This window comes from Alcanivorax sp., from assembly GCF_002733835.1.
Classification (GTDB): Bacteria; Pseudomonadota; Gammaproteobacteria; order Pseudomonadales; family Alcanivoracaceae; genus Alcanivorax.
The window spans coordinates 25,731-44,709 of sequence record NZ_NVWY01000014.1 but is presented as its reverse complement, the minus strand read 5'-3'; the positions used below and the strand labels follow the sequence as shown (position 1 = coordinate 44,709).

General features: G+C 59.2%; 21 protein-coding genes. 14 read left to right on the top strand and 7 right to left on the bottom strand.

Features of this window, described 5'->3' with window-relative positions; translation table 11 throughout:
• Nucleotides 1-7 precede the first annotated feature (7 nt).
• Complete coding sequence (locus COA55_RS08715; protein WP_290501559.1) at nucleotides 8-655, top strand: hypothetical protein; 648 nt, start codon at nucleotides 8-10, stop codon at nucleotides 653-655.
• Nucleotides 656-734: 79 nt separating this feature from the next.
• On the opposite strand, the gene COA55_RS08710 is transcribed toward COA55_RS08715, so the two are convergent.
• On the bottom strand, nucleotides 735-2,099 hold the full coding sequence (locus COA55_RS08710) for a deoxyguanosinetriphosphate triphosphohydrolase (RefSeq protein WP_290501557.1): 1,365 nt from the start codon (nucleotides 2,097-2,099) through the stop codon (nucleotides 735-737).
• Between the two features lie 122 nt (nucleotides 2,100-2,221).
• Here COA55_RS08710 and COA55_RS08705 point away from each other — a divergent pair, with 122 nt between their 5' ends.
• On the top strand, nucleotides 2,222-2,896 hold the full coding sequence (locus COA55_RS08705) for a type 1 glutamine amidotransferase domain-containing protein (RefSeq protein WP_290501555.1): 675 nt from the start codon (nucleotides 2,222-2,224) through the stop codon (nucleotides 2,894-2,896).
• 135 nt (nucleotides 2,897-3,031) lie between these two features.
• A complete protein-coding gene (locus tag COA55_RS08700; RefSeq protein WP_063519063.1) occupies nucleotides 3,032-3,508 on the top strand; it encodes a glutathione peroxidase in 477 nt (158 codons plus the stop codon).
• A gap of 21 nt (nucleotides 3,509-3,529) precedes the next feature.
• On the opposite strand, the gene COA55_RS08695 is transcribed toward COA55_RS08700, so the two are convergent.
• The 5 genes from COA55_RS08695 to COA55_RS08675 form a co-directional block, all read right to left on the bottom strand.
• Nucleotides 3,530-3,673 (bottom strand): hypothetical protein, encoded by a 144-nt coding sequence (locus tag COA55_RS08695; RefSeq protein ID WP_290501553.1) that lies wholly within the window; start codon nucleotides 3,671-3,673, stop codon nucleotides 3,530-3,532.
• Between the two features lie 149 nt (nucleotides 3,674-3,822).
• The gene (locus tag COA55_RS08690) at nucleotides 3,823-4,248 is read right to left on the bottom strand and encodes a YeeE/YedE family protein (RefSeq protein WP_290501551.1); all 426 of its coding nucleotides are present in this window, start codon (nucleotides 4,246-4,248) and stop codon (nucleotides 3,823-3,825) included.
• On the bottom strand, nucleotides 4,248-4,685 hold the full coding sequence (locus tag COA55_RS08685; RefSeq protein ID WP_290501550.1) for a YeeE/YedE family protein: 438 nt from the start codon (nucleotides 4,683-4,685) through the stop codon (nucleotides 4,248-4,250). Before COA55_RS08685 ends, COA55_RS08690 begins: the two co-directional genes overlap by 1 nt.
• Entirely contained in the window at nucleotides 4,682-4,993 is a 312-nt protein-coding gene (locus COA55_RS08680; protein ID WP_063519066.1) for a metalloregulator ArsR/SmtB family transcription factor, read from the bottom strand. Before COA55_RS08680 ends, COA55_RS08685 begins: the two co-directional genes overlap by 4 nt.
• A 97-nt stretch (nucleotides 4,994-5,090) precedes the next feature.
• Nucleotides 5,091-5,765 (bottom strand): hemolysin III family protein, encoded by a 675-nt coding sequence (locus COA55_RS08675; RefSeq protein ID WP_290501548.1) that lies wholly within the window; start codon nucleotides 5,763-5,765, stop codon nucleotides 5,091-5,093.
• Between the two features lie 329 nt (nucleotides 5,766-6,094).
• Between COA55_RS08675 and COA55_RS08670 the strand changes: the two genes are divergently transcribed.
• The 7 genes from COA55_RS08670 (at nucleotide 6,095) to COA55_RS08640 (ending at nucleotide 14,841) form a co-directional block, all read left to right on the top strand.
• Entirely contained in the window at nucleotides 6,095-6,541 is a 447-nt protein-coding gene (locus COA55_RS08670; RefSeq protein WP_063519068.1) for a Dps family protein, read from the top strand.
• Between the two features lie 214 nt (nucleotides 6,542-6,755).
• The gene (locus tag COA55_RS08665; protein WP_290501545.1) at nucleotides 6,756-7,817 is read left to right on the top strand and encodes an efflux RND transporter periplasmic adaptor subunit; all 1,062 of its coding nucleotides are present in this window, start codon (nucleotides 6,756-6,758) and stop codon (nucleotides 7,815-7,817) included.
• Nucleotides 7,818-10,886 (top strand): efflux RND transporter permease subunit, encoded by a 3,069-nt coding sequence (locus COA55_RS08660; RefSeq protein ID WP_290501543.1) that lies wholly within the window; start codon nucleotides 7,818-7,820, stop codon nucleotides 10,884-10,886. It begins immediately after the preceding gene.
• A gap of 159 nt (nucleotides 10,887-11,045) precedes the next feature.
• Nucleotides 11,046-12,023: a calcium/sodium antiporter gene (locus COA55_RS08655; RefSeq protein WP_063521597.1), complete on the top strand. Its 978-nt coding sequence runs from the start codon at nucleotides 11,046-11,048 to the stop codon at nucleotides 12,021-12,023.
• Nucleotides 12,024-12,102: 79 nt separating this feature from the next.
• A complete protein-coding gene (locus COA55_RS08650; RefSeq protein WP_063521596.1) occupies nucleotides 12,103-13,218 on the top strand; it encodes an AI-2E family transporter in 1,116 nt (371 codons plus the stop codon).
• A 2-nt stretch (nucleotides 13,219-13,220) separates the two neighbouring features.
• Nucleotides 13,221-13,973, top strand: a complete 753-nt coding sequence (locus tag COA55_RS08645) for a DUF4397 domain-containing protein (RefSeq protein WP_290501540.1) — start codon at nucleotides 13,221-13,223, stop codon at nucleotides 13,971-13,973.
• Nucleotides 13,974-14,082: 109 nt separating this feature from the next.
• On the top strand, nucleotides 14,083-14,841 hold the full coding sequence (locus COA55_RS08640) for a hypothetical protein (protein ID WP_290501539.1): 759 nt from the start codon (nucleotides 14,083-14,085) through the stop codon (nucleotides 14,839-14,841).
• Nucleotides 14,842-15,001: 160 nt separating this feature from the next.
• On the opposite strand, the gene COA55_RS08635 is transcribed toward COA55_RS08640, so the two are convergent.
• Entirely contained in the window at nucleotides 15,002-15,949 is a 948-nt protein-coding gene (locus COA55_RS08635) for a pirin family protein (protein WP_290501538.1), read from the bottom strand.
• A gap of 97 nt (nucleotides 15,950-16,046) precedes the next feature.
• Here COA55_RS08635 and COA55_RS08630 point away from each other — a divergent pair, with 97 nt between their 5' ends.
• The 4 genes from COA55_RS08630 to COA55_RS08615 all read left to right on the top strand — a co-directional run bounded on the left by COA55_RS08630 (nucleotide 16,047) and on the right by COA55_RS08615 (nucleotide 18,957).
• Nucleotides 16,047-16,433 (top strand): OsmC family protein, encoded by a 387-nt coding sequence (locus COA55_RS08630; RefSeq protein ID WP_290501536.1) that lies wholly within the window; start codon nucleotides 16,047-16,049, stop codon nucleotides 16,431-16,433.
• Between the two features lie 62 nt (nucleotides 16,434-16,495).
• Entirely contained in the window at nucleotides 16,496-16,780 is a 285-nt protein-coding gene (locus COA55_RS08625) for a pyrimidine/purine nucleoside phosphorylase (protein ID WP_063521591.1), read from the top strand.
• A 63-nt stretch (nucleotides 16,781-16,843) separates the two neighbouring features.
• The gene (locus COA55_RS08620) at nucleotides 16,844-17,746 is read left to right on the top strand and encodes an alpha/beta hydrolase (RefSeq protein WP_290501534.1); all 903 of its coding nucleotides are present in this window, start codon (nucleotides 16,844-16,846) and stop codon (nucleotides 17,744-17,746) included.
• Nucleotides 17,747-17,871: 125 nt separating this feature from the next.
• Nucleotides 17,872-18,957 carry a patatin-like phospholipase family protein gene (locus COA55_RS08615; protein WP_290501532.1) on the top strand — a complete coding sequence of 362 codons (1,086 nt, stop codon included), beginning with the start codon at nucleotides 17,872-17,874 and terminating at the stop codon, nucleotides 18,955-18,957.
• Nucleotides 18,958-18,979: the final 22 nt, after the last annotated feature.

Here is an 18,979-nt window from a genome sequence, read left to right as displayed (position 1 = left end):
AAGAGACATGAAAAAAGTAATTCTGACCGGCCTCACCGCAGTGGCATTGAGCGCGAATGCGATGGCTTCTAACGTCGAGGAAGGTGAGGTAACGCAGTTCAATCCTAACACGCAGGCGGTAGCCAGCGAGGTCAATAATAACTTTGCGGCATTGATCGCTGCGATCAATGATAACAACGATCGTATAAGTGCATTGGAAGAGGCAGCAGGAGAAGTCGCTGAGCTGGCGGATATCGTGAGTGGTTCCACCTACAAGCTTTATTTTTCTGGTGGAATTATTGAACTCGACGAAGGCGGCGGTGCTAATCTGGAGCGTAATGGTGGCATTATTACTATGACGTTCAACAGCAATGAGACTTTGAACGACACACGTATCGAGCATGGGCGTTTTATCAGTCTGGATGAAATCTGTGATCCGGATGGTAGTAACTGTTCTCACTACGTGGATACCTGGAGTGATGACGAAACTGGCGACGGCTCTTGGTCCATTAGTGGTCAGACGCTCACCGTCACCTTTGGAGATGGAGAGTCTGAATCCTTCACCGTCTCTTTGGATGGCAATGTCATTGCGTCAGGTGGTGGTAGCCTTGACGTAGGTGGTGGCACAAATGGAGTTGATAGTTTCGTGGCGGTGGGGATAAGACTGGCTGACTAAACTGCGATTCTCATAACGAGAATGAGAACGAAAAACGCCCTGACTTGTCAGGGCGTTTTTCGTTGCAGGTATGCTGAGCCTAATACCGTGTCTCCGCCATCCCGGAAAATTGCTTGGCCAGATAGGTGGCGTAGTTGTCGGTCATGCCGGCGAGAAAATCCAGCGCCCGCATGATGCACTGATAAATTCTTTCCTGTTCCGGTAATTGCTCCAGGTTTTCCGGAAAACTGTGGCGGCCAATCAGATCAATGATGCGTTCGTGGCGGTAATTGTTGTATGTGCTTTTTGTGCTGTTGCAGGCATGGGATACGGCGGCTTCTATCAAACCATCCAGTAATGCGCCCATCACTTCAAAGGCACCAATTTCCAGTTCGATTTTCCGCGGATGTTCGAAGACTTTCGAGCGGGAAAGTTGTTTGGCATTTTCCACCACATCCCGCACCGCCGGTTCGCAGTGGCTGATCAGGTCGCCTTCCATGCGTCCCTGCAGTAACCGTTCGTGATTGGCGACAAACGCCTCTACCCCTGCCTCGATAAACCGTTCGATAATCTTGCCGCGCAGCAAGGCGGCTTTGCGGCCATCGCGCATATCCGAATGGATCAATTCGCGTACTTCCTCGCTATCCAGCAGGGCCGGCTGCAGTAATGCATACACCTCATCCCAGTGCAGCAGATCCATTTCCAGGCCATCTTCCAGATCAATGATGGCGTAGCAGAAGTCATCGGCCGCCTCCATCAGGTACGCCAGTGGGTGGCGGCAAAAACGTCCGGGGCTGTGTTGCAGCAGGCCGGTGGCGTGGGCGACTTCCTGAAAAGCGGCAGCTTCCGAGACAAAGGCACTGTACTTGCCCGGTTTGCTGCTGGCGTTGCCCGCATCGGCGGACAGCCAGGGGTATTTCAGGAAGGTGGCCAGGGTGGCGTAGGTCAGGCGCATACCGCCGTCGTACTGGTGATACTCGCTTTTGGTAATGATGCGAAATCCCTGGGCGTTGCCTTCGAAAAAGGTCAGGTCGGTTTGCTGGTGGGCGGGAAGCATGTCGAGAAAATGTTGCCCCCGTTCCTGAAACCAGGCGCGAATGGCGCGCTCACCGGTGTGGCCAAAGGGCGGGTTGCCGATGTCGTGGGCCAGGCAGGCGGACTGAACAATGTCGCCGAAATCGGTGGCGCTGACGGTGTCGGGGAGCAGCTGGCGCTGTTGCAGGCGTTCTCCCACGCGAATACCGAGAGTGCGCCCCACGCAGGACACTTCCAGCGAGTGGGTCAGGCGATTGTGCACGTGGTCATTGGTGGCCAGCGGGTGGACCTGGGTCTTGCGGGCAAGCCGCCGGAAGGCGCCGGAAAAAATAATTTTGTCGTGGTCGCGCAGAAACGCGGTACGGCCACTTTCATCCTTGGCGCTGCGTCCGCCCAGGCGGGCCTTGTTCAGTAACTGATGCCAATCCATGGGGTTCCCCGCTACATGCTTGCAGGCCACATGCTACACGCAGGCTATCCTTGCATGCGACGACTTTGTGCCACACCCTCTGTGCATATTGTATCTCTCGTTGCGAATTTTCGGAGGCATTTATGAATCTGGATAAACCGCTGCTGATGTTGGTGACCAGCGCATCGCAAATGGGCCAGGGTCAACAGACCGGCCTGTGGCTGGAGGAATTTGCGGTGCCGTTTCTGCTGTTCCGGGAAAATAATATTCCGGTGGTGGTCGCGAGCCCGAAAGGGGGCAAGATCCCGGTGGACCCCAATTCGGTGCCGGATGACAGTGAGAAAGAGGCCTGGGCTGACGCCATTACGGCCTTGCAGGATACCCGTGAACTGGAGGCCGTCTGGGAAGATGGCTACTGCGGAGTCTTTGTACCCGGCGGCCATGGTGCCATGTTCGATATGCCAGACAACCCGCTGGTGGCGGCGGTCATGGAGCGTACCTGGGCACAGGGCGGCCTGTTAGGCGCGGTATGCCATGGCCCTGCAGCACTGGTGGGCCTGCGCAACGAAGAGCGCGTGCCACTGGTGCAGAACAAGACGCTCGCCTGCTTTACCAATAGCGAAGAGCGGGAAGTGGGGCTGGATGAGATCATGCCGTTTCTGTTGGCCACCCGGCTTGAGGAGCTGGGTGCCCGTCTGGATCTGGCGGAGGATTTCACCCCCCATGCGGTCACTGACGGCAAGCTGGTCACCGGGCAGAACCCACAATCCAGCCGTGTGGTGGCCGAGGCGGTGATTGCACAGCTCTATAGCGAGTAGCGCCTGGCGGTAGGCACGCTATCCTCGCAGTGGGTCAGGGCTTGCCGTATTGTTAGGCCTTGGTGGTGGGTTGTGGTTGCCACTCCCTGCGGGCGCCTTATTATTCATGTTTGGATTTTATCGTCAGGAGAGATCATGGGGATTTATGATTACAGCGCCACCACCTTGAGTGGTGAAGAAAAATCCTTGTCCGAGTTTCAGGGCAAGGTGTTGCTGATCGTCAATACGGCCAGCAAATGCGGGTTCACTCCCCAGTTTGAAGGGCTCGAAGGGCTGTATGACGATCTCAAGGACAGGGGGCTGGAGATTCTCGGTTTTCCGTGCAATCAGTTTGGCAAACAGGAGCCCGGTGGGGCTGAAGAAATTGGTGCTTTTTGCCAGAAGAACTATGGTGTCAGCTTTACCATGTTCGACAAGATTGATGTGAACGGTGACAACGCGCATCCGCTCTATCTCTTCCTCAAGAAGGAAGCGCCGGGCGTGCTGGGCAGCAAGGGTATCAAGTGGAATTTCACCAAGTTCCTGGTCAACAAGGACGGCAAGGTGGTGAAGCGCTATGCGCCCACCGACAAACCTGAGTCGATCAGGAAAGACGTCGAATCTCTGCTGTAGGGCGCGGTCTGGCCCTGACTGTTAACGGCTCCCTTCCCGCGTGGAATCGGGGGCCGTTTTCTTTTTCTTGTCCTGGTCGTAATGCCACTTGATGGCGAAGAACATGCCCGTGCCAAACACGGCCAGCTTGAAGACAAGAAAAATGATAGGAACCCAATGAAACATGTCGGGTATCTCCAGCCCTTTGACCTGACAAGGAGAGGCATGGCGCAAAATGCCACGGGTTCTCTCCATTCATGCCGATAGATTCTAGGCCAGGCCAACAAGCCTTCGATATTGGACATAGTGTCTCGGGACGTTATGTCGTGGACGGATCAATCCGGTTTCTTGCGTTCCAACATTTCAAAGATCACCATTCCGCTGAGCATGGCAGCTACGAACACCACGGCCTTGAGACTGCCCGTGCCGAGGGCCACCAGCGCCGGGCCCGGGCAGAAGCCGGCCAGCCCCCAGCCCACACCGAAGCCCAGCGCCCCGAGTACCAGACGCTTGTCCAGCTTGCGGTTGGTGGGCACCTGAAAGCTGTCACCAAACAGGGGAGCGGATCGCTGCCGGGTCAGGTAGAAACCGATGGCCGATACCGCAATAGCGCCACCCATCACCAGGGCCAGGGACGGGTCCCAGTTACCGGTGATATCCAGAAAGGCCAGCACCTTGGCCGGGTTGGCCATGCCGGCGAGCAACAGGCCGAGGCCAAAAATCAGGCCGGCCGCAAAAGCGGTGATATGACTGCGATGCATTATCCCCCTCCCAGCAGATGGCGAACCACAAAGACGGTGATGAAGCCGCTGGCCATGAAGGCGACAGTGGCTGCCAGGGAACGGGGGGACAGGCGCGATATGCCGCACACGCCGTGGCCACTGGTACACCCGGCGCCGTAGCGAGTGCTTATGCCCACCACCAGGCCGGCCACGATCAGAAGCGGGAGGTCGGCATCGATTACCATTGCGGGCAAGTTCCCGGCCAGTGCCCAGACGGTGGGGGCGATGAGCATGCCGAGGATAAAGGCAATTCGCCAGCCCCGGTCCTGCGTTGCCGGGCGCAACAGGCCGCCAACAATGCCGCTGATACCGGCGATGCGACCGTTAGTGTGCAATAGCAACAGGGCGGCCAGGCCGATCAAGGCGCCGCCGGCCAGGGAGGACCAGGGGGTGAAGGCGTTCCAGTCGATGCTCATGGGGTGTCGCCGCAGAAGCGCTGATACAACACTTCCAGTACGGCCAGGGCGTCCGGGTTGGCCACCTGGTAGAACACCTGCTTGCCTTCCCGGCGACTACTGACCAGCCCTTCGCGACGCAAAATGCCCAGTTGCTGGGAAAGAGAGGGTTGGTAAACACCCACCAGGGGCTCCAGTTCACTGACACTGCGTTCGCCTTCAGCAAGGCGGCATAGCAGCATCAGCCGGTCCGGATGGGACAGGGCCTTGAGTAGTTGGCTGGCTTGGAGGGCATTGTCACGCAGGGTATCGGGGTTAATCGCAATCATAAAACGGGTCCAACAATATATAATTAAGTAAAAAATATATTGATGAGACGTAGACCTCAAGTCTTTTTTGAATTTTGTTCATGAAATGCAGGCTGAGTCAGCTGATGGGCGCGGTGAAAGGCAGCACCCCGTAATAGACCGCGAAGAAATGGCAGATACTGCCGCCCATGACGAACAGGTGCCAGATGGCGTGGTTGAAGGGAATAAAACGGTCCGCCAGGTAGAAGATCACGCCCACGGTATAGGTGATGCCGCCGGCCAGGATCAGCCAGAAGCCGGTGTCATTGAGTTTGCTGGTCAGGTCGTTGGAGGCCACCAGAATCAGCCAGCCCATGGCCAGGTAAATACCCACGCGCATCAGCTTGAAGCGGTGCCCGTACAGGGCCTTCAGGGCGATGCCAGTGAGCGCCAGCGCCCAGATCACGGCAAACAGAATCCAGCCGGTTTGGCCGCGCAGATTGACCAGCAGGAAGGGAGTGTAAGTGCCCGCAATCAGGCCATAGATCGCACAGTGGTCCAGCATCTTGAAGGCGGCGCGCCACTTCGGGTTGCGCAGGCTGTGATAGAGCGCGCTGGCGCTGTAGAGCAGGATCAGGCTGGCGCCGAAAATACTGAAGCTGACAATTTTCCAGGGGTCGCCCAGCAGGCTGGCCGACACCACCAGGATTACCGTGCCGGCGATGCTCATGGCCGCGCCAATGCCATGAGTCAGGCCATTCAACCACTCTTCCAGAATCGAATAAGGAGGTTCCGGATTGGGGGCTACAGCCATTGGCGGTCTACTTTCGGTTAACGGATGAGGTTGCATCATGCCGAGACGTCGACCCGGGTGTAAAGCGCCAAATCGGACAGATCGGCAGATTGATTTTCCCTATGTGCGCGATAACGCAAATGCCTTGCCAGTCCAGGAACGTCTGTGGCGGTACCGCGTCTGATTATGTAGAAACAAGCGTTGTAGCAACAAGAAGAGAGGGCCGAAAGGGCGTCGCCATTGAAATGCGCTTGGCGAACCCAATGGTGTTAGGGAGTACGTTTCCCGGCAATCAACGGGAGCGCCCTTGGCTCTGCTGGCAAGGACAATACTGGAAAAGGAGGCACTCCATGATTGAACACAACAAGCAGGTCGCTGAAGAACTGAGCAAGCTATTGGCCGAGAGTTACACCCTCTATCTCAAGACGCACAAGTATCACTGGAATGTGACCGGCCCCATGTTCCACAGTCTGCATCTGCTGTTCGAGCAGCAATACATCGAGCTGGCGGAGGCGGTGGACACCATTGCCGAGCGTATCCGCGCGCTGGGCTGGAAGGCGCCGGGCAGCTATGCCGAGTTTGCCAAGCTCTCCACGGTGCAGGACGCCACCGGCGACCCGGATGCGTCCGGCATGATCAAGGAGCTGGCAGAAGACCACCGTCGGGTGGCGGAGCGTGCCAACCGGGTATTGAAGCTGGCGGGCGAGCATGAAGATGAAGGCTCTGGTGCGGTGGCCAGTGATCGTATTGAAATTCACGAAAAGTCTGCCTGGATGTTGTCTGCCCATCTGGGCTGATCGCGCCTCGGTGCACGCATTTTCTTAACCCATGACCCGGGCCGACATTCGTCGGCCCTTTTTTGTGCTGGATCTTTTCCTGGCAAGGGCGGCTCCCTGAGCCCTCGTCTGATAAGGTCAAAATTCTGCAGTGGGTGAAAAAGCTGCACCTGATACGGCCGTACCTGTGCGACAATTGGTACTAACAAGTACCGTTTAGATCGGGGAGAGCACGATGCAACGTTTTTGGATGGCCCTTGGCCTGACGCTGGCCCTGTGGGGCTGTGGTGAGGAACCGCAGGCGGAGGCCCCGATGCCGCAACCGGTGAAGTTGCAAACCGTGAATGGTGGCGACGGCACGTTGCGCCACTACCCGGGCAAGGTGGTCGCCACGGAAGGGTCCGAGCTGGCTTTTCGGGTGTCCGGCCAGATGGAGCGTTTCCCGGTGCGGGCCGGGGAACAGGTGAAGAAAGGGCAGTTGCTGGCGGCGCTGGACCCAGCGGATTTCAACAATCAGCTGGCCGACCGCCAAGCCCAGTATGATCTGGCCGAGAGCCAGTATCAGCGCGGCATCAGCCTGCGTGACCGTGGTGTTATCTCCGAAGCCCAGTTTGATGAAATCCAGGCCAAGCGTCGCCAGGCCCAGGCCGCCCTGAGCCTGGCCCGCGACAACGTGAACTACACGCGCCTGAAAGCCCCTTACGGTGGCACCGTGGCCCGTACCGAAGTGGAGAACTACCAGTTCGTGCAGGCCAAGCAGCCGATTCTCTACCTGCAGGGCGACAAGAACATTGATATCGAGTTTGCCGTGTCCGAGCGCTTCTTTACCAACCTGCGCAAGGACGGTGAAGACTACCAGCCGGATGTGCGCTTTGAAGGGGCCCCGAATACCACCTTTAAAGCCAGCTACAAGGAGCACGAGGCCAGTGCCGGGGATCGCACCCAGACCTACATCATTACCCTGACCATGCCCAACCCTGAAGGCATCATGGTGCTGCCGGGCATGAGTGTGGATGTGGTGATTGATCTCAGCCAGATCATGCGGGCCACGGACGCCTTGCCGGAAGTGCTGGCCGCGGCGGTGTTCAACCCGGATGGCAAGGATGGTGCCCATGTGTGGAAGTATCAGGACGATGGCACCGTGAGCGCCGTGCCGGTGACGCTCGGTGAAGTGGTCGGTGGCGGCGTCCAGGTCACGGCCGGGCTGGAGCCGGGTGACCGGATTGTGGTGGCCGGCGTTCACCGCCTGAAAGAAGGGCAAGCCGTTCGCGAGCTGGTGAAAGAGCGGGGCCTGTAAATGAATATTGCCGAGTACAGTATTCGCCACAAGGTGGTGAGCTGGTTATTCACGCTGATTCTGCTGGTCGGCGGGGTGGTGAGTTTTACTCGCCTGGGGCAACTGGAAGACCCGGAATTCACCCTCAAGATCGCCATGGTGATCACTAACTACGCGGGCGCGTCACCCCGGCAGGTGGAAGAGGAAGTGACGCTGCCGGTGGAAAAAGCCATTCAGAGCCTGCCCTATGTAAAGAACGTCACCTCCATTTCCAGCAATGGCCTGTCTCAGGTGCAGGTGGAAATGAAACCGGAATACCGGGCCAGCCAGCTCAAGCAAATCTGGGATGAGCTGCGCCACAAGATGACCGACCTGCAGGGCCAGCTTCCCCCCGGTGCCGGGACCATTCAGGTGATTGATGATTTCGGTGATGTGTACGGCATTCTGCTGGCGGTGACCGGCGAAGGCTATTCATACCAGGACATGAAGGACTATGCCGACTACCTGACCCGCGAACTGGTGCTGGTTGAGGGCGTCGGCAAGGTCACCATTGGCGGCCAGCGCCAGGAGCAGGTGCTGGTAGAAATCTCCCGTACCCGGCTGGCGTCGCTGGGCATCAGCCCGGACCGGATCTTTGGCTTGCTGCAGACCCAGAACACGGTGAATCCGGCGGGCAAGGTACGGGTGGGTGATGAATACATCCGTATTTATCCCACCGGCGAATTCCCTTCTGTGCAGAGCATGGGGGATTTGCTGATTTCTGAGCCCGGTGCCAGCGAGCTGGTCTACCTGCGCGACGTGGCCACCATCGAACGTGGCTATGCGGAAGTGCCCAACCATCTGTACCGCTTTAATGCCGGTCCGGCGCTGACCATGGGCATTTCTTTTGCCTCCGGCGTGAACGTGGTGGACGTGGGGGGCCGGGTGGATCAGCGCCTGGCGGAGCTGGAATACCAGCGCCCGGTCGGCATGCAGCTGGCGACGGTCTACAACCAGCCCAAAGAAGTGGATAACTCGGTGAGCGCCTTCATGCTCAACCTGGGTGAAGCGGTGGCCATTGTGATTGCGGTGCTGCTGGTGTTCATGGGGGTGCGTTCCGGCATCCTGATGGGCGGGGTGTTGCTGCTTACCATTCTGGGCACTTTCATCGTCATGAAAATGATGGCCATTGATTTGCAGCGGATTTCCCTGGGGGCGTTGATCATTGCCCTGGGCATGCTGGTAGACAATGCCATCGTGGTGACGGAGGGCATCCTGGTGGGCATGAAGCGTGGCCTGTCCAAACTGGAGGCTGCGAAAGAGATTGTCCGCCAGACCGTCTGGCCGCTGTTGGGTGCCACGGTCATTGCCATCATGGCGTTTGCGCCGATTGGCCTGTCGGACGACGCCACCGGTGAATACACCAATACCCTGTTCTGGGTGCTGTTGATTTCATTGATGCTCAGTTGGGTGACGGCGATTACGTTGGTGCCGTTTTTTGCCAATGTGTTCTTCAGCGAGAAGGATGTGGGTGGCCAGGACGGGGAGGGTGAAGACCCTTACGCCGGCAGGGTCTTTGTGCTTTATCGCCGCCTGCTGGACCGTGCCATCCATCATCGGGTGATCACCCTGAGCGCCATGGGTGCGCTGTTGGTGATTGCGGTGGTCGGTTTTGGTTTCGTTAAACAGGCGTTTTTCCCGCCCTCCAATACGCCCATGTTTCTGGTGGACTACTGGTTGCCCCAGGGCAGCGATATTCGCGCCACCCAGGATGCTGCCGCCCGGCTGGAGCAGGCGTTGCTGGAGATGGACGGCGTGGAGCAGGTGACCACCACCGTCGGCCAGGGCGCGCAGCGTTTCATGCTGCCCTATGCACCGGAAAAGAGTTACCCCAGCTACGCGCAACTGATCGTGCAGGTCGCCGACCGGGAGCAGATCAATCCGACCCTGGCGGCGACCCGCGAGCTGATTCGAAACGAGCATCTGCAGGCGTTTGCGAAGGTGAAGCGCCTGATGATCGGGCCGAGCCCGGCGGCTTCCATCGAAGCCCGTTTCAGCGGGCCGGACCCGAAAGAGTTGCGGGCGCTGGGCCTGAAAGCCCAGGCCATCATGCACGACGATGGCGGACTGGAAAGCATCCGCCATGACTGGCGGCAGCAGGAAAAAGTGATCCGGCCCCAGTTTCAGGAAGCCCAGGCCCGGCGGGCCGGCATTACCCGTGAGGACCTGGATAACACCCTGGCGCTGAACTTCAGTGGCCGTGATGTGGGCCTGTACCGGGATGGCAGCAAGCTGTTGCCGATCGTGGCGCGGCCACCGGACAACGAGCGCCTCAGTGCGGACAACCTGAACGATGTACAGGTCTGGTCGCCGGCTTACGCCACGTATATTCCCATCACGCAGGTGGTGTCGGACTTCAGGACCGAATGGGAAAATGCCCTGATCATGCGCCGCGACCGTAAACGAACCCTTACCGTGCAGGCGGAACCGGATGTGCTCGGGGATGAAACGGCGGATCAGGTGCTGCGGCGGATTCGCCCGGCCATCGAAGCGCTGGAGCTGCCGGTGGGCTACTCCCTGCAGTGGGGCGGTGAATACGAAGCCTCCAAGGATGCCCAGGCAGCGGTGTTCGGCAGCCTGCCCATGGGATACCTGTTCATGTTCATCATCACCATTCTGTTGTTTGACGCGGTGCGCTCACCGTTGGTGATTTGGGCCACGGTGCCGCTGGCCATTATCGGTGTGACCTTCGGGCTGCTGCTGCTCAACTCGCCATTCGGCTTCATGGCATTACTGGGCTTTCTGAGTCTGTCCGGCATGCTGGTGAAAAACGGCATCGTGCTGGTGGAGCAGATCAAGCTGGACCGGGAAACCATGGCGCCGTTCGATGCGGTAGTGTCGGCCTCCATCTCCCGGGTGCGCCCGGTATGTATGGCGGCGGTCACCACCATTCTTGGCATGATTCCGCTGCTGTTCGATGCCTTCTTCGAATCCATGGCGGTGGTGATCATGTTTGGGCTGGGTTTTGCCACCGTGCTCACCCTGGTGGTGGTGCCGGTGCTGTACACCCTGGCCTATGGCATCAAGCCGGGTGCCGATCAGCATGTGTGAATAACGTGCCACGCCCCACGCAACACGTCCCCGCGCGGTGTGCTGCATGGGGCGTGCTGCGTGTTGCGTCTGAGTAGGTGCCAGCCACCTCCCTCTCTGCCACAATGTGCCCGCCTGACATTATTGACCATCCCAAATTGATGATCCCAAGGAGTGCCGATGTTGCTGGCCATTGCCGCCGTGATTGGCGGGCTGATACTGCTGGTATGGAGTGCGGACAAGTTTGTCGAAGGGGCGGCCGGTACGGCGGCCCATGCCGGCATGCCGCCGCTGTTGATCGGTATGCTGATTGTGGGCTTTGGCACCTCAGCCCCGGAGATGGTGGTGTCGGCGTTAGCGGCCCTGGAAGGCAACCCGTCGCTGGCGTTGGGTAATGCCTACGGCTCCAATATTTCCAACATTGCCCTGATCCTTGGGGTGGTGGCGGTGATGAGCCCGATTCTGGTGAATTCCGCCATCCTCAAGAAAGAACTGCCGATTCTCACTCTGATTACCTTGCTGGCGGGCTACCAGCTGATTGACGGGCACATTTCCCGCATGGATGCCTGGATCCTGATCGGCGTGCTGGGGGTGCTGATGGGCTGGTCCATTTATGCGGCCATGACCGGCAAGGGGGATGTGCTGGCAGGGGAAGTGGAAACCGACCTGGCAGAGCACCCGCTGCCGCTGAAACAATCCCTGTTCTGGCTGGTGGTGGGCCTGATCCTGCTGGTGGTCAGCTCCCGGGCGCTGGTGTGGGGGGCGGTGCTGATTGCGCAATCCCTGGGGGTCAGCGACCTGATCATCGGCTTGACTATTGTGGCCATCGGCACCTCCCTGCCGGAGCTGGCTTCCAGCATTGCGGCGGTGCGCAAGGGCGAGCACGATATTGCCTTTGGTAACGTGCTAGGCTCGAATTTGTTCAATACCCTGGCGGTGGTCGGTATCGCCGGTGCCATCAAGCCCATGTCGGTGGATCCTGCGGTATTGCAGCGGGACTGGTCCCTGATGATGGGGCTGACGCTGGTGCTGTTCGTTATGGGCTTCGGCGTGTTGGGCCGCAAGGGGCAGATTACCCGGACTAACGGTATCGCCTTGCTGGTGGTCTATGTGGCGTACATGGGGTATCTGGGCTCCACCATGCTGACGGGCGGTTGATCCCCCGTTAGCGCATATGGCGGGTCATTGATTCTATTGGCATGACACCTAATCACGTGACACAGGGAAGCGGCAGGGTATGCGGGACACGGGAATATCGGAAAAACTGGAACAGCGCGCGTTCCTGTGGGCGCTGGTGGCGGTCAGTGCCGTTTTTGCCCTGCTGATTCAGCCTTTTTTCGCGCCCATTTTCTGGGCCTGTGCCATCAGTGTGGTTTTCTATCCCTTCCATAAACGGCTGCTGGCCCGCTGGCCGCAACGGCGCAACCTGGTGGCGTTGTTCACCTTGCTGCTGTGCGTGGTGTTAGTCGTGATCCCGGTGCTGGCCGTGGCCACGTCGTTCGTATCCGAAGGCGTCGGCCTGTTCCAGAAGGTGCAAAGTGGTGAGATCGATCTGGCCAGCTATGTGGACAAGATCAAGCATGCCTTCCCGGGCCTGCAGTCGCTGGCCGAGCGCTTTGATATAGACCTGGAGAAAATCAAGGAACAGGCGGTCAAGGCGTTCACCGGGGCGGGCCAGTTCCTCGCCAAGCGGGCGCTGGCTGTGGGGCAGAATACGTTCCAGTTTTTCCTCAATCTGGGCCTGATGTTGTACCTGGCGTTTTTCCTGATTCGCGATGGCGATTCCATGGTGGCCATGCTGATCCGCGCCCTGCCCCTGGGCGATGAGCGGGAAAAACTGCTGTTTGCCAAGTTCGCCGAAGTCACCCGTGCCACCATCAAGGGTAACCTGCTGGTGGCGATTACCCAGGGCGCGCTGGGTGGTCTGATCTTCTGGTGGCTGGGCATTCCCGGTGCCTTGCTGTGGGGCGTGGTGATGGCCGTGCTGTCGTTGATCCCGGCGGTGGGTGCGGGGTTGATCTGGTTTCCGGTGGCGCTGTACCTCTACGCCGTGGGGGACATGAAGGAGGCGACGATCCTGATTCTGTTCGGGGTCTTTGTCATCGGTCTGGTGGATAACATCCTGCGCCCGATTCTGGTGGGCCGCGACACCAAGCTGCCGGACTATGTGGTGCTGTTTTCCACCCTGGGCGGGCTGGCCATGTTTGGCATCACCGGGTTTGCGGTGGGGCCACTGTTGGCTGCCCTTTTCGTGGCATTCTGGGGTATCTTTATCCGTGAATTTAACGAGGACGGTGTCGCTGCGTTGCCGGTGGAAAGCGAGCCGGATGAGACACCTTCCGGGAGTGCGTAACGATGATTTTTCTGCGATTGGTGCTGGCGGCTTCTGTGGCCGGGTTGTCCGCGTTTGGTTGTGACGAAGACGATGACGTCTTCTCCAACGACAGCGCCCAACTGTACTTCCATAACCAGCTCACCCAGGTGGGTGGCGGCAGTGAAGACGATATCACCGTGGATCTGTTCGTGGATGACCAGAACACGGCAGAAGAAAGTAATGTGGCCTATACGACGCGGGGCAGCGTGAGCGCCAACAGTTTCAAGCTGGACGACGACAGCCAGTCGGTGGCGTTCGATGCCCGCGGCAGCAGCTCCGGCAGCTCCCTGGTTAACGGCCCGATCAACCGGACGCTGACCGGGGGCAACCGCTACACGGTGGTGCTCATGGGCGACACCACCCTGGATAACCGCCAGCTGAAAACCTTCAGCCACCAGAAAATGGATGTGGGCAGCGGGCAGATCCGGGTGCGTTTTATCAACACGCTGTCACGCCTGTCCGGGGATGAGCTGAGCGTCACCGCCAGCGGTAGTACCCCCGGTGGCCAGGCACTGGTCAGCGGGCTGGAATATGCCGACGGCAGCAGCTACGTGTCTCTGAGTGCCGGCAGCAACCTGGCGGTGACCGTCAACAACGAAACCCAGGGCGTGATTATTGATGACGTGAGCTGCAGCGTCAGCAGCGGTCGCAGCTACGATGCCATCATCGCGTACACAGAATTCGACAGTGACGACGACCAGATTTCCCTGTACTGCCAGCCGTTCAGCAACTGAACGGCTGGAACTTCTCGCTACGAAAAACCTCTGAACTGCCAACCAATACCAAAAAGTGGGGCTCCTTCGTGATTAGGATGCCCTTTTTGCGTTTGCCTCGGGAGAAGTTATGCGAATGATCGGAATGCTGGCGGTGGCCAGCGCAGTCGTCTTGTCCGGCTGTGGCGGTGACGATGATGACGTGGAAGATTTGCTGCGTCCGCCGGCAGCAATTTATTTTCACAATCAGATTACCGATACAGGCGCCGCAGACGCGGCTTCCACTACGGTTGATCTGGTGGCTCGTAACAGCCTGTCTTCACCGTTGTTTGAACAGCGTCCTTATTCGAGGGATGAGCAGGACGGCATGTCCTTCAAGTTGAATGCGGATACGGAATCGGTGTTGTTTGATATCAACAACAGCACAACCACGTTGCTGGATGATGCCTCCCTAAGTCTTTCCGCCGGTGATAAATATACCCTTGTGGCCATGGGCCAGGTGGCCGGTGGAGTTGGTACAGCTCAGCAGCCGATGTTGAAGTTGTATAAACAGAGCCGCCCTTCGGTGGCATCCGGCACGGTAAAGGTTCGGGTGATTAATGCGTTGTCCGAGCGGGAAGACCAGCCGATCACGGTAAGCACTAATGAGGCCACCCCGGTTAATCTCGCTGCGGGGCTGGCGTATGGAGACGTTGGCACGTTCACCGAAGTCACTCCCGCCGTTGCCGGTAAATTGATGGTGACAATTGATCAGACCTCAAACCCCACAGGTAACGTGGAGTGCGACACCATCACGGTGGGCAAGAGCTACGATGTGATCGTGGCTATGGCAGGTTTTGGTGATGGCGTAGCTATGGATATTTTCTGCCAGCAGGTGCACGGCTCCTGAGCAGCGATTTATCTGCCTCGTGTAGGTCGGCTTAGGGCGTAGCCGTAAGCCGACAACCCACCTTGCTATTTGCCTCATCACTGAATGTCGGATTACGCCTTTCAGGCTCTCTGTGCCCTTGGGTAAATCTGACCTACGGGGAGGGCGATCTACCCCGCGTTTATTTCAGTCGCACCGACGGATCCAGTGTAGGTGCCGTCAAGGGGGCTCCCTGGTAGGCGGAGACCTCGGCAAAGCGATCGTTGGGCCATTGTTGCCAGTCGCTCACCGCCTGATTCAGCCGCTCCTGATCCCGGCCGACAAAATTCCACCACAGCAGTACCGGCTGCCCCAGCGGCTCGCCGCCCAGCAGCATGATGCGGCTGTCGGTGGAGAGTGTGAGAGCCAGGGTGTCGCGGCCCTGCCCCAGATAGTAGAGCTCGCCGGTCTTCAGGGTTTCCCCTTCCAGTTCAGCATGGCCATCATTGATACACAGCCCCAGCTCGAAATCGGCAGGGACGGGCAAGGTCAGCTGACAGGCTTGTGTGGCCACAATATCGGCGCCCACCAGCGGCGAGAACACCGCCGCTGGAGAACGTCGCCCGGCCAGCTCCCCCACCACCAGAGTGATCTCGGCGCCATCCTGTTGCCATCGGGGCAAGTCAGTGTGGTGGGCAAAGGCTGGCGGGGTATCTTCATGCTCGGCGGGCAGGGCGATCCAGAATTGCAGGCCGTGCATGGGGCCGCTGAATCCTGGCGGGCTTTCCTCGGAATGGCAGATGCCATGGCCGGCGGTCATCAGATTCAGCTGGCCGGGGGCGATAACCTGTTCATAACCCAGGCTGTCCTTGTGCAGCAAGGCGCCCTCAAATAACCAGGTCACGGTCTGTAACCCGATGTGCGGATGGGTGCCCACATCGACCGCGTTGTCGGCGCTCAGGTCGGTGGGGCCGATGTGGTCGAGAAAACACCAGGGACCAATGAGCCGTTGCGAGCGGCTGGGCAAATGCCGAATGATTGGCAGGCCGCTGCCGAGGATACTTTTGCGCGAATCGACAGACTTCAGGGTAGGCTGGCTGGCAAGGTTGGGGCATTCCACCGTTTCGCCGCTGGCGTGGGTATTGCTCATGGCTGTCTCCGTGGCATAGTTCAGGTGCGGGGTGTCACTGCGCTTCGAGTATGGAACGCGGTGACAACAATGGAAAGCAAGGGAAAGGACACGCCTTATGGCCACGGTCAGCCTTCACAGCCACCTTCACTATGCCCAGCAGATCAGCGCTCGCCAACATCAGCTCTGTGCCGATGAAGGCGCGGCAATGGGGGGCGAAGATAGCGGCCCCAACCCGTATGAACTATTGCTGTCCGGGCTCGGTGCCTGCACCTCGATTACCCTGCGTATGTATGCCGAGCGCAAGGGATGGGAGCTGGGTGATATCGATGTGCGTCTGGATTTTTACCGGGATGAGGCGGGCGGCGAGCACATCGATCGTACCCTGGCCTGCAGCGCGCCCCTCAGCGATGAGCAGCGGCAGCGCCTGCTGGAAATCGCCGCCAAAACGCCGGTGACCAAAACGGTTCGGCAGGGCGTTGCCATTACCAGCATGTGGAAATAAGCGGCGATTTGTCCCGGCTTTTGGCATACTCGCGCCTCCATTGAATCAGCGGAGTCCCTTGTATGTTCAAGGTCAACGAATACTTCGATGCCAAGGTGGCATCCATTGCCTTTCAAACCGAATCCAAGCCAGCCACCGTCGGCGTGATGGCGCCGGGGGATTATGAATTCGGCACCAGTGAGCACGAAACCATGACGGTAACCAGTGGTGCCCTGACGGTGAAGTTGCCGGGCAGTGCCGATTGGCAGACGTTTGCTGCCGGTGAGACTTTCGAGATTGAGGCTAACCAGAAATTTCAGGTAAAAGTGGCCATCGATACGGCCTATCTTTGCCTGTACGGCGAATAATCTGCCCGGCCAAAAGAATAAGAGCACCTGCGAAAAACAGGTGCCAACACCAGGGGGAGCCTGATGCCATTATTTCCTGCCAGGGATGGCGCCACGCTACGCGTGCGTTTGCTGGGCCGTGGCCAGCCGGTGCTGATGCTGCATGGCCTGGGCATGCAGGGGCGTGACTGGCTTCCCTTTGTGTTTCCCTTTCTGCGTCGTTTCCAGTTTGTGATTCCCGATTTGCGCGGTGCTGGCGGTTCCGCTGCGGCCCGTTTCAACCAGGCGGACGTGTTCCACAATCACATGCAGGACATGGAAGATCTGGTTCACCATTTCGGCCTGCGGGATTTCCTGTTGGTGGGCTACTCGCTGGGGGCGACCACCAGCCTGCACTGGCATGCCCATGGGGATTTTTCCCCGGTAAAGCGCTACCTGCATATTGATCAGTCTCCGTGCACGGATAACAAGGCGGACTGGCCCCACGGGTTGTTTGGTGAACGCCAGGGACACTTCTATGCGCAACTACGGGAGTTGCTGGCGCTATTGGACGCAGCCCCGGATCAGGGCGATATCGCCAGGCTGGCTCCGGGCCTGCGCAACGCCGTGCTGATGCGGCTGACGGATATTCTCGGCCAGATAGCGGGCCACCAGGGCCTGCATTCCGCGTTTAGCGCCACGACCCGTTGGTCGTCCTTGTGGGCGCGCATACTGCCCCTGGCAGAATTGGCGGATATCCGTGCCTATCTGCATGCCTACCTGTTTGGTGCCCACGATTACCGGGCTTCGGCCGCCGACTTCAGGGTGCCGGCTACGGTGATCACCGGCGCCCGCTCGCCGCTTTATCCGCCCGAGGGCCAGCGGGAATTTGCCGAGCTGATCGGTGCCCGTCACGTGGTGTTGCCCAGGTCGGGCCATGTGCCGCTGATGAGCCAGCCATTGGCGTTTACCCGCGCACTGGGTGACTTTTTGGCCAGCACGGAGTGATTTTGCGTGTCGCGTGCGGCGTGGTGCGTGCTGCTTCTCTTCTCTGATAGTGGAATGCTATTTCGCCCTCCCTCTTTTTCTCGCTACCATAGCGGCCCTTGCTGGAACGGATTCGGAGAGATCGGGTGGTCGCCATTCATACCTCAGCCCCGGCGCTGACCCTGCGCGCGGGCAGTGATGCCATCGCGCATTTACGCGAGCATGGCCTGCGGGCCGCCGACGTGGACATCGTTCCCGGGGCGGCTGGTGGCCCCAAGGCGCTGGGCATCAACGGCCTGGACCAGGCCGTGTTCGGCGACTTCCTGCCGTCGGCGCCGCGCCCGCGTACCTTGATTGGCGCCTCCATCGGCAGCTGGCGCTTTGCCGCCATCACCATGGGCGATGATGTCCGCAGCGGCCTGTCCCGGCTGGCCGACCTCTACACCCGGCAGCGTTTCCCCAAGGGGATAACGGCGAAAGAAGTCAGCCATCGCTGCGAGCAGATGCTGTCGGAACTGCTGGAGGATCGTGACCAGCGTATTTTGCACAATCCGGATTATCGCCTGGTGATCGTGGTGATTCGCAGCCGTGGCCTGATGGCCCGTAGCGGTGGTCTGGGCCTGGGGCTCGGGCTGGCGGGGTTGATCGGTACCAATCTGCTCAGTCGCCGTGCCACGGGGTTATTTATGGAGCGTGGGCTGGTCTATCCGGCAGGCGACGATTTGCCGGTGGGGCCGCTCAATGATTTCACCACCCACCATGTGGATTTGCAGGCAGACAATTTGCGGGCGGCGTTGCTGGCCAGCGCTGCCATTCCCATGGTGCTAGATGGCGTGACTGCCTTGCCCGGTGCGCCGGATGGTGTGTATCGCGATGGCGGTATGCTCGACTATCACCTGGACCTGCCGTACCAGAGTGACGGCATCGTGCTGTACCCGCACTTCACTGACCGGGTGATCCCCGGCTGGTTCGACAAGCCCCTGCGCTGGCGCAACGGTGACCCGCAGCGGTTGCGACGCCTGTTGCTGGTGTCCCCGTCCCGGGAGTATCTGGCCAGTCTGCCCCACGGCAAGCTGCCTGATCGCACCGACTTCAAACATTACCTTGGCGATGATGCCGGCCGTGAGGCGTATTGGCGCAAGGCGGTAACCGAAAGCCAGCGGCTGGGCGATGAATTTCTGGAGCTGGTGGAAACCGGCAAACTGGTGGACCGCCTGCAACCGCTGCTGTGAACGGTTGCGATTGCCCGCCATA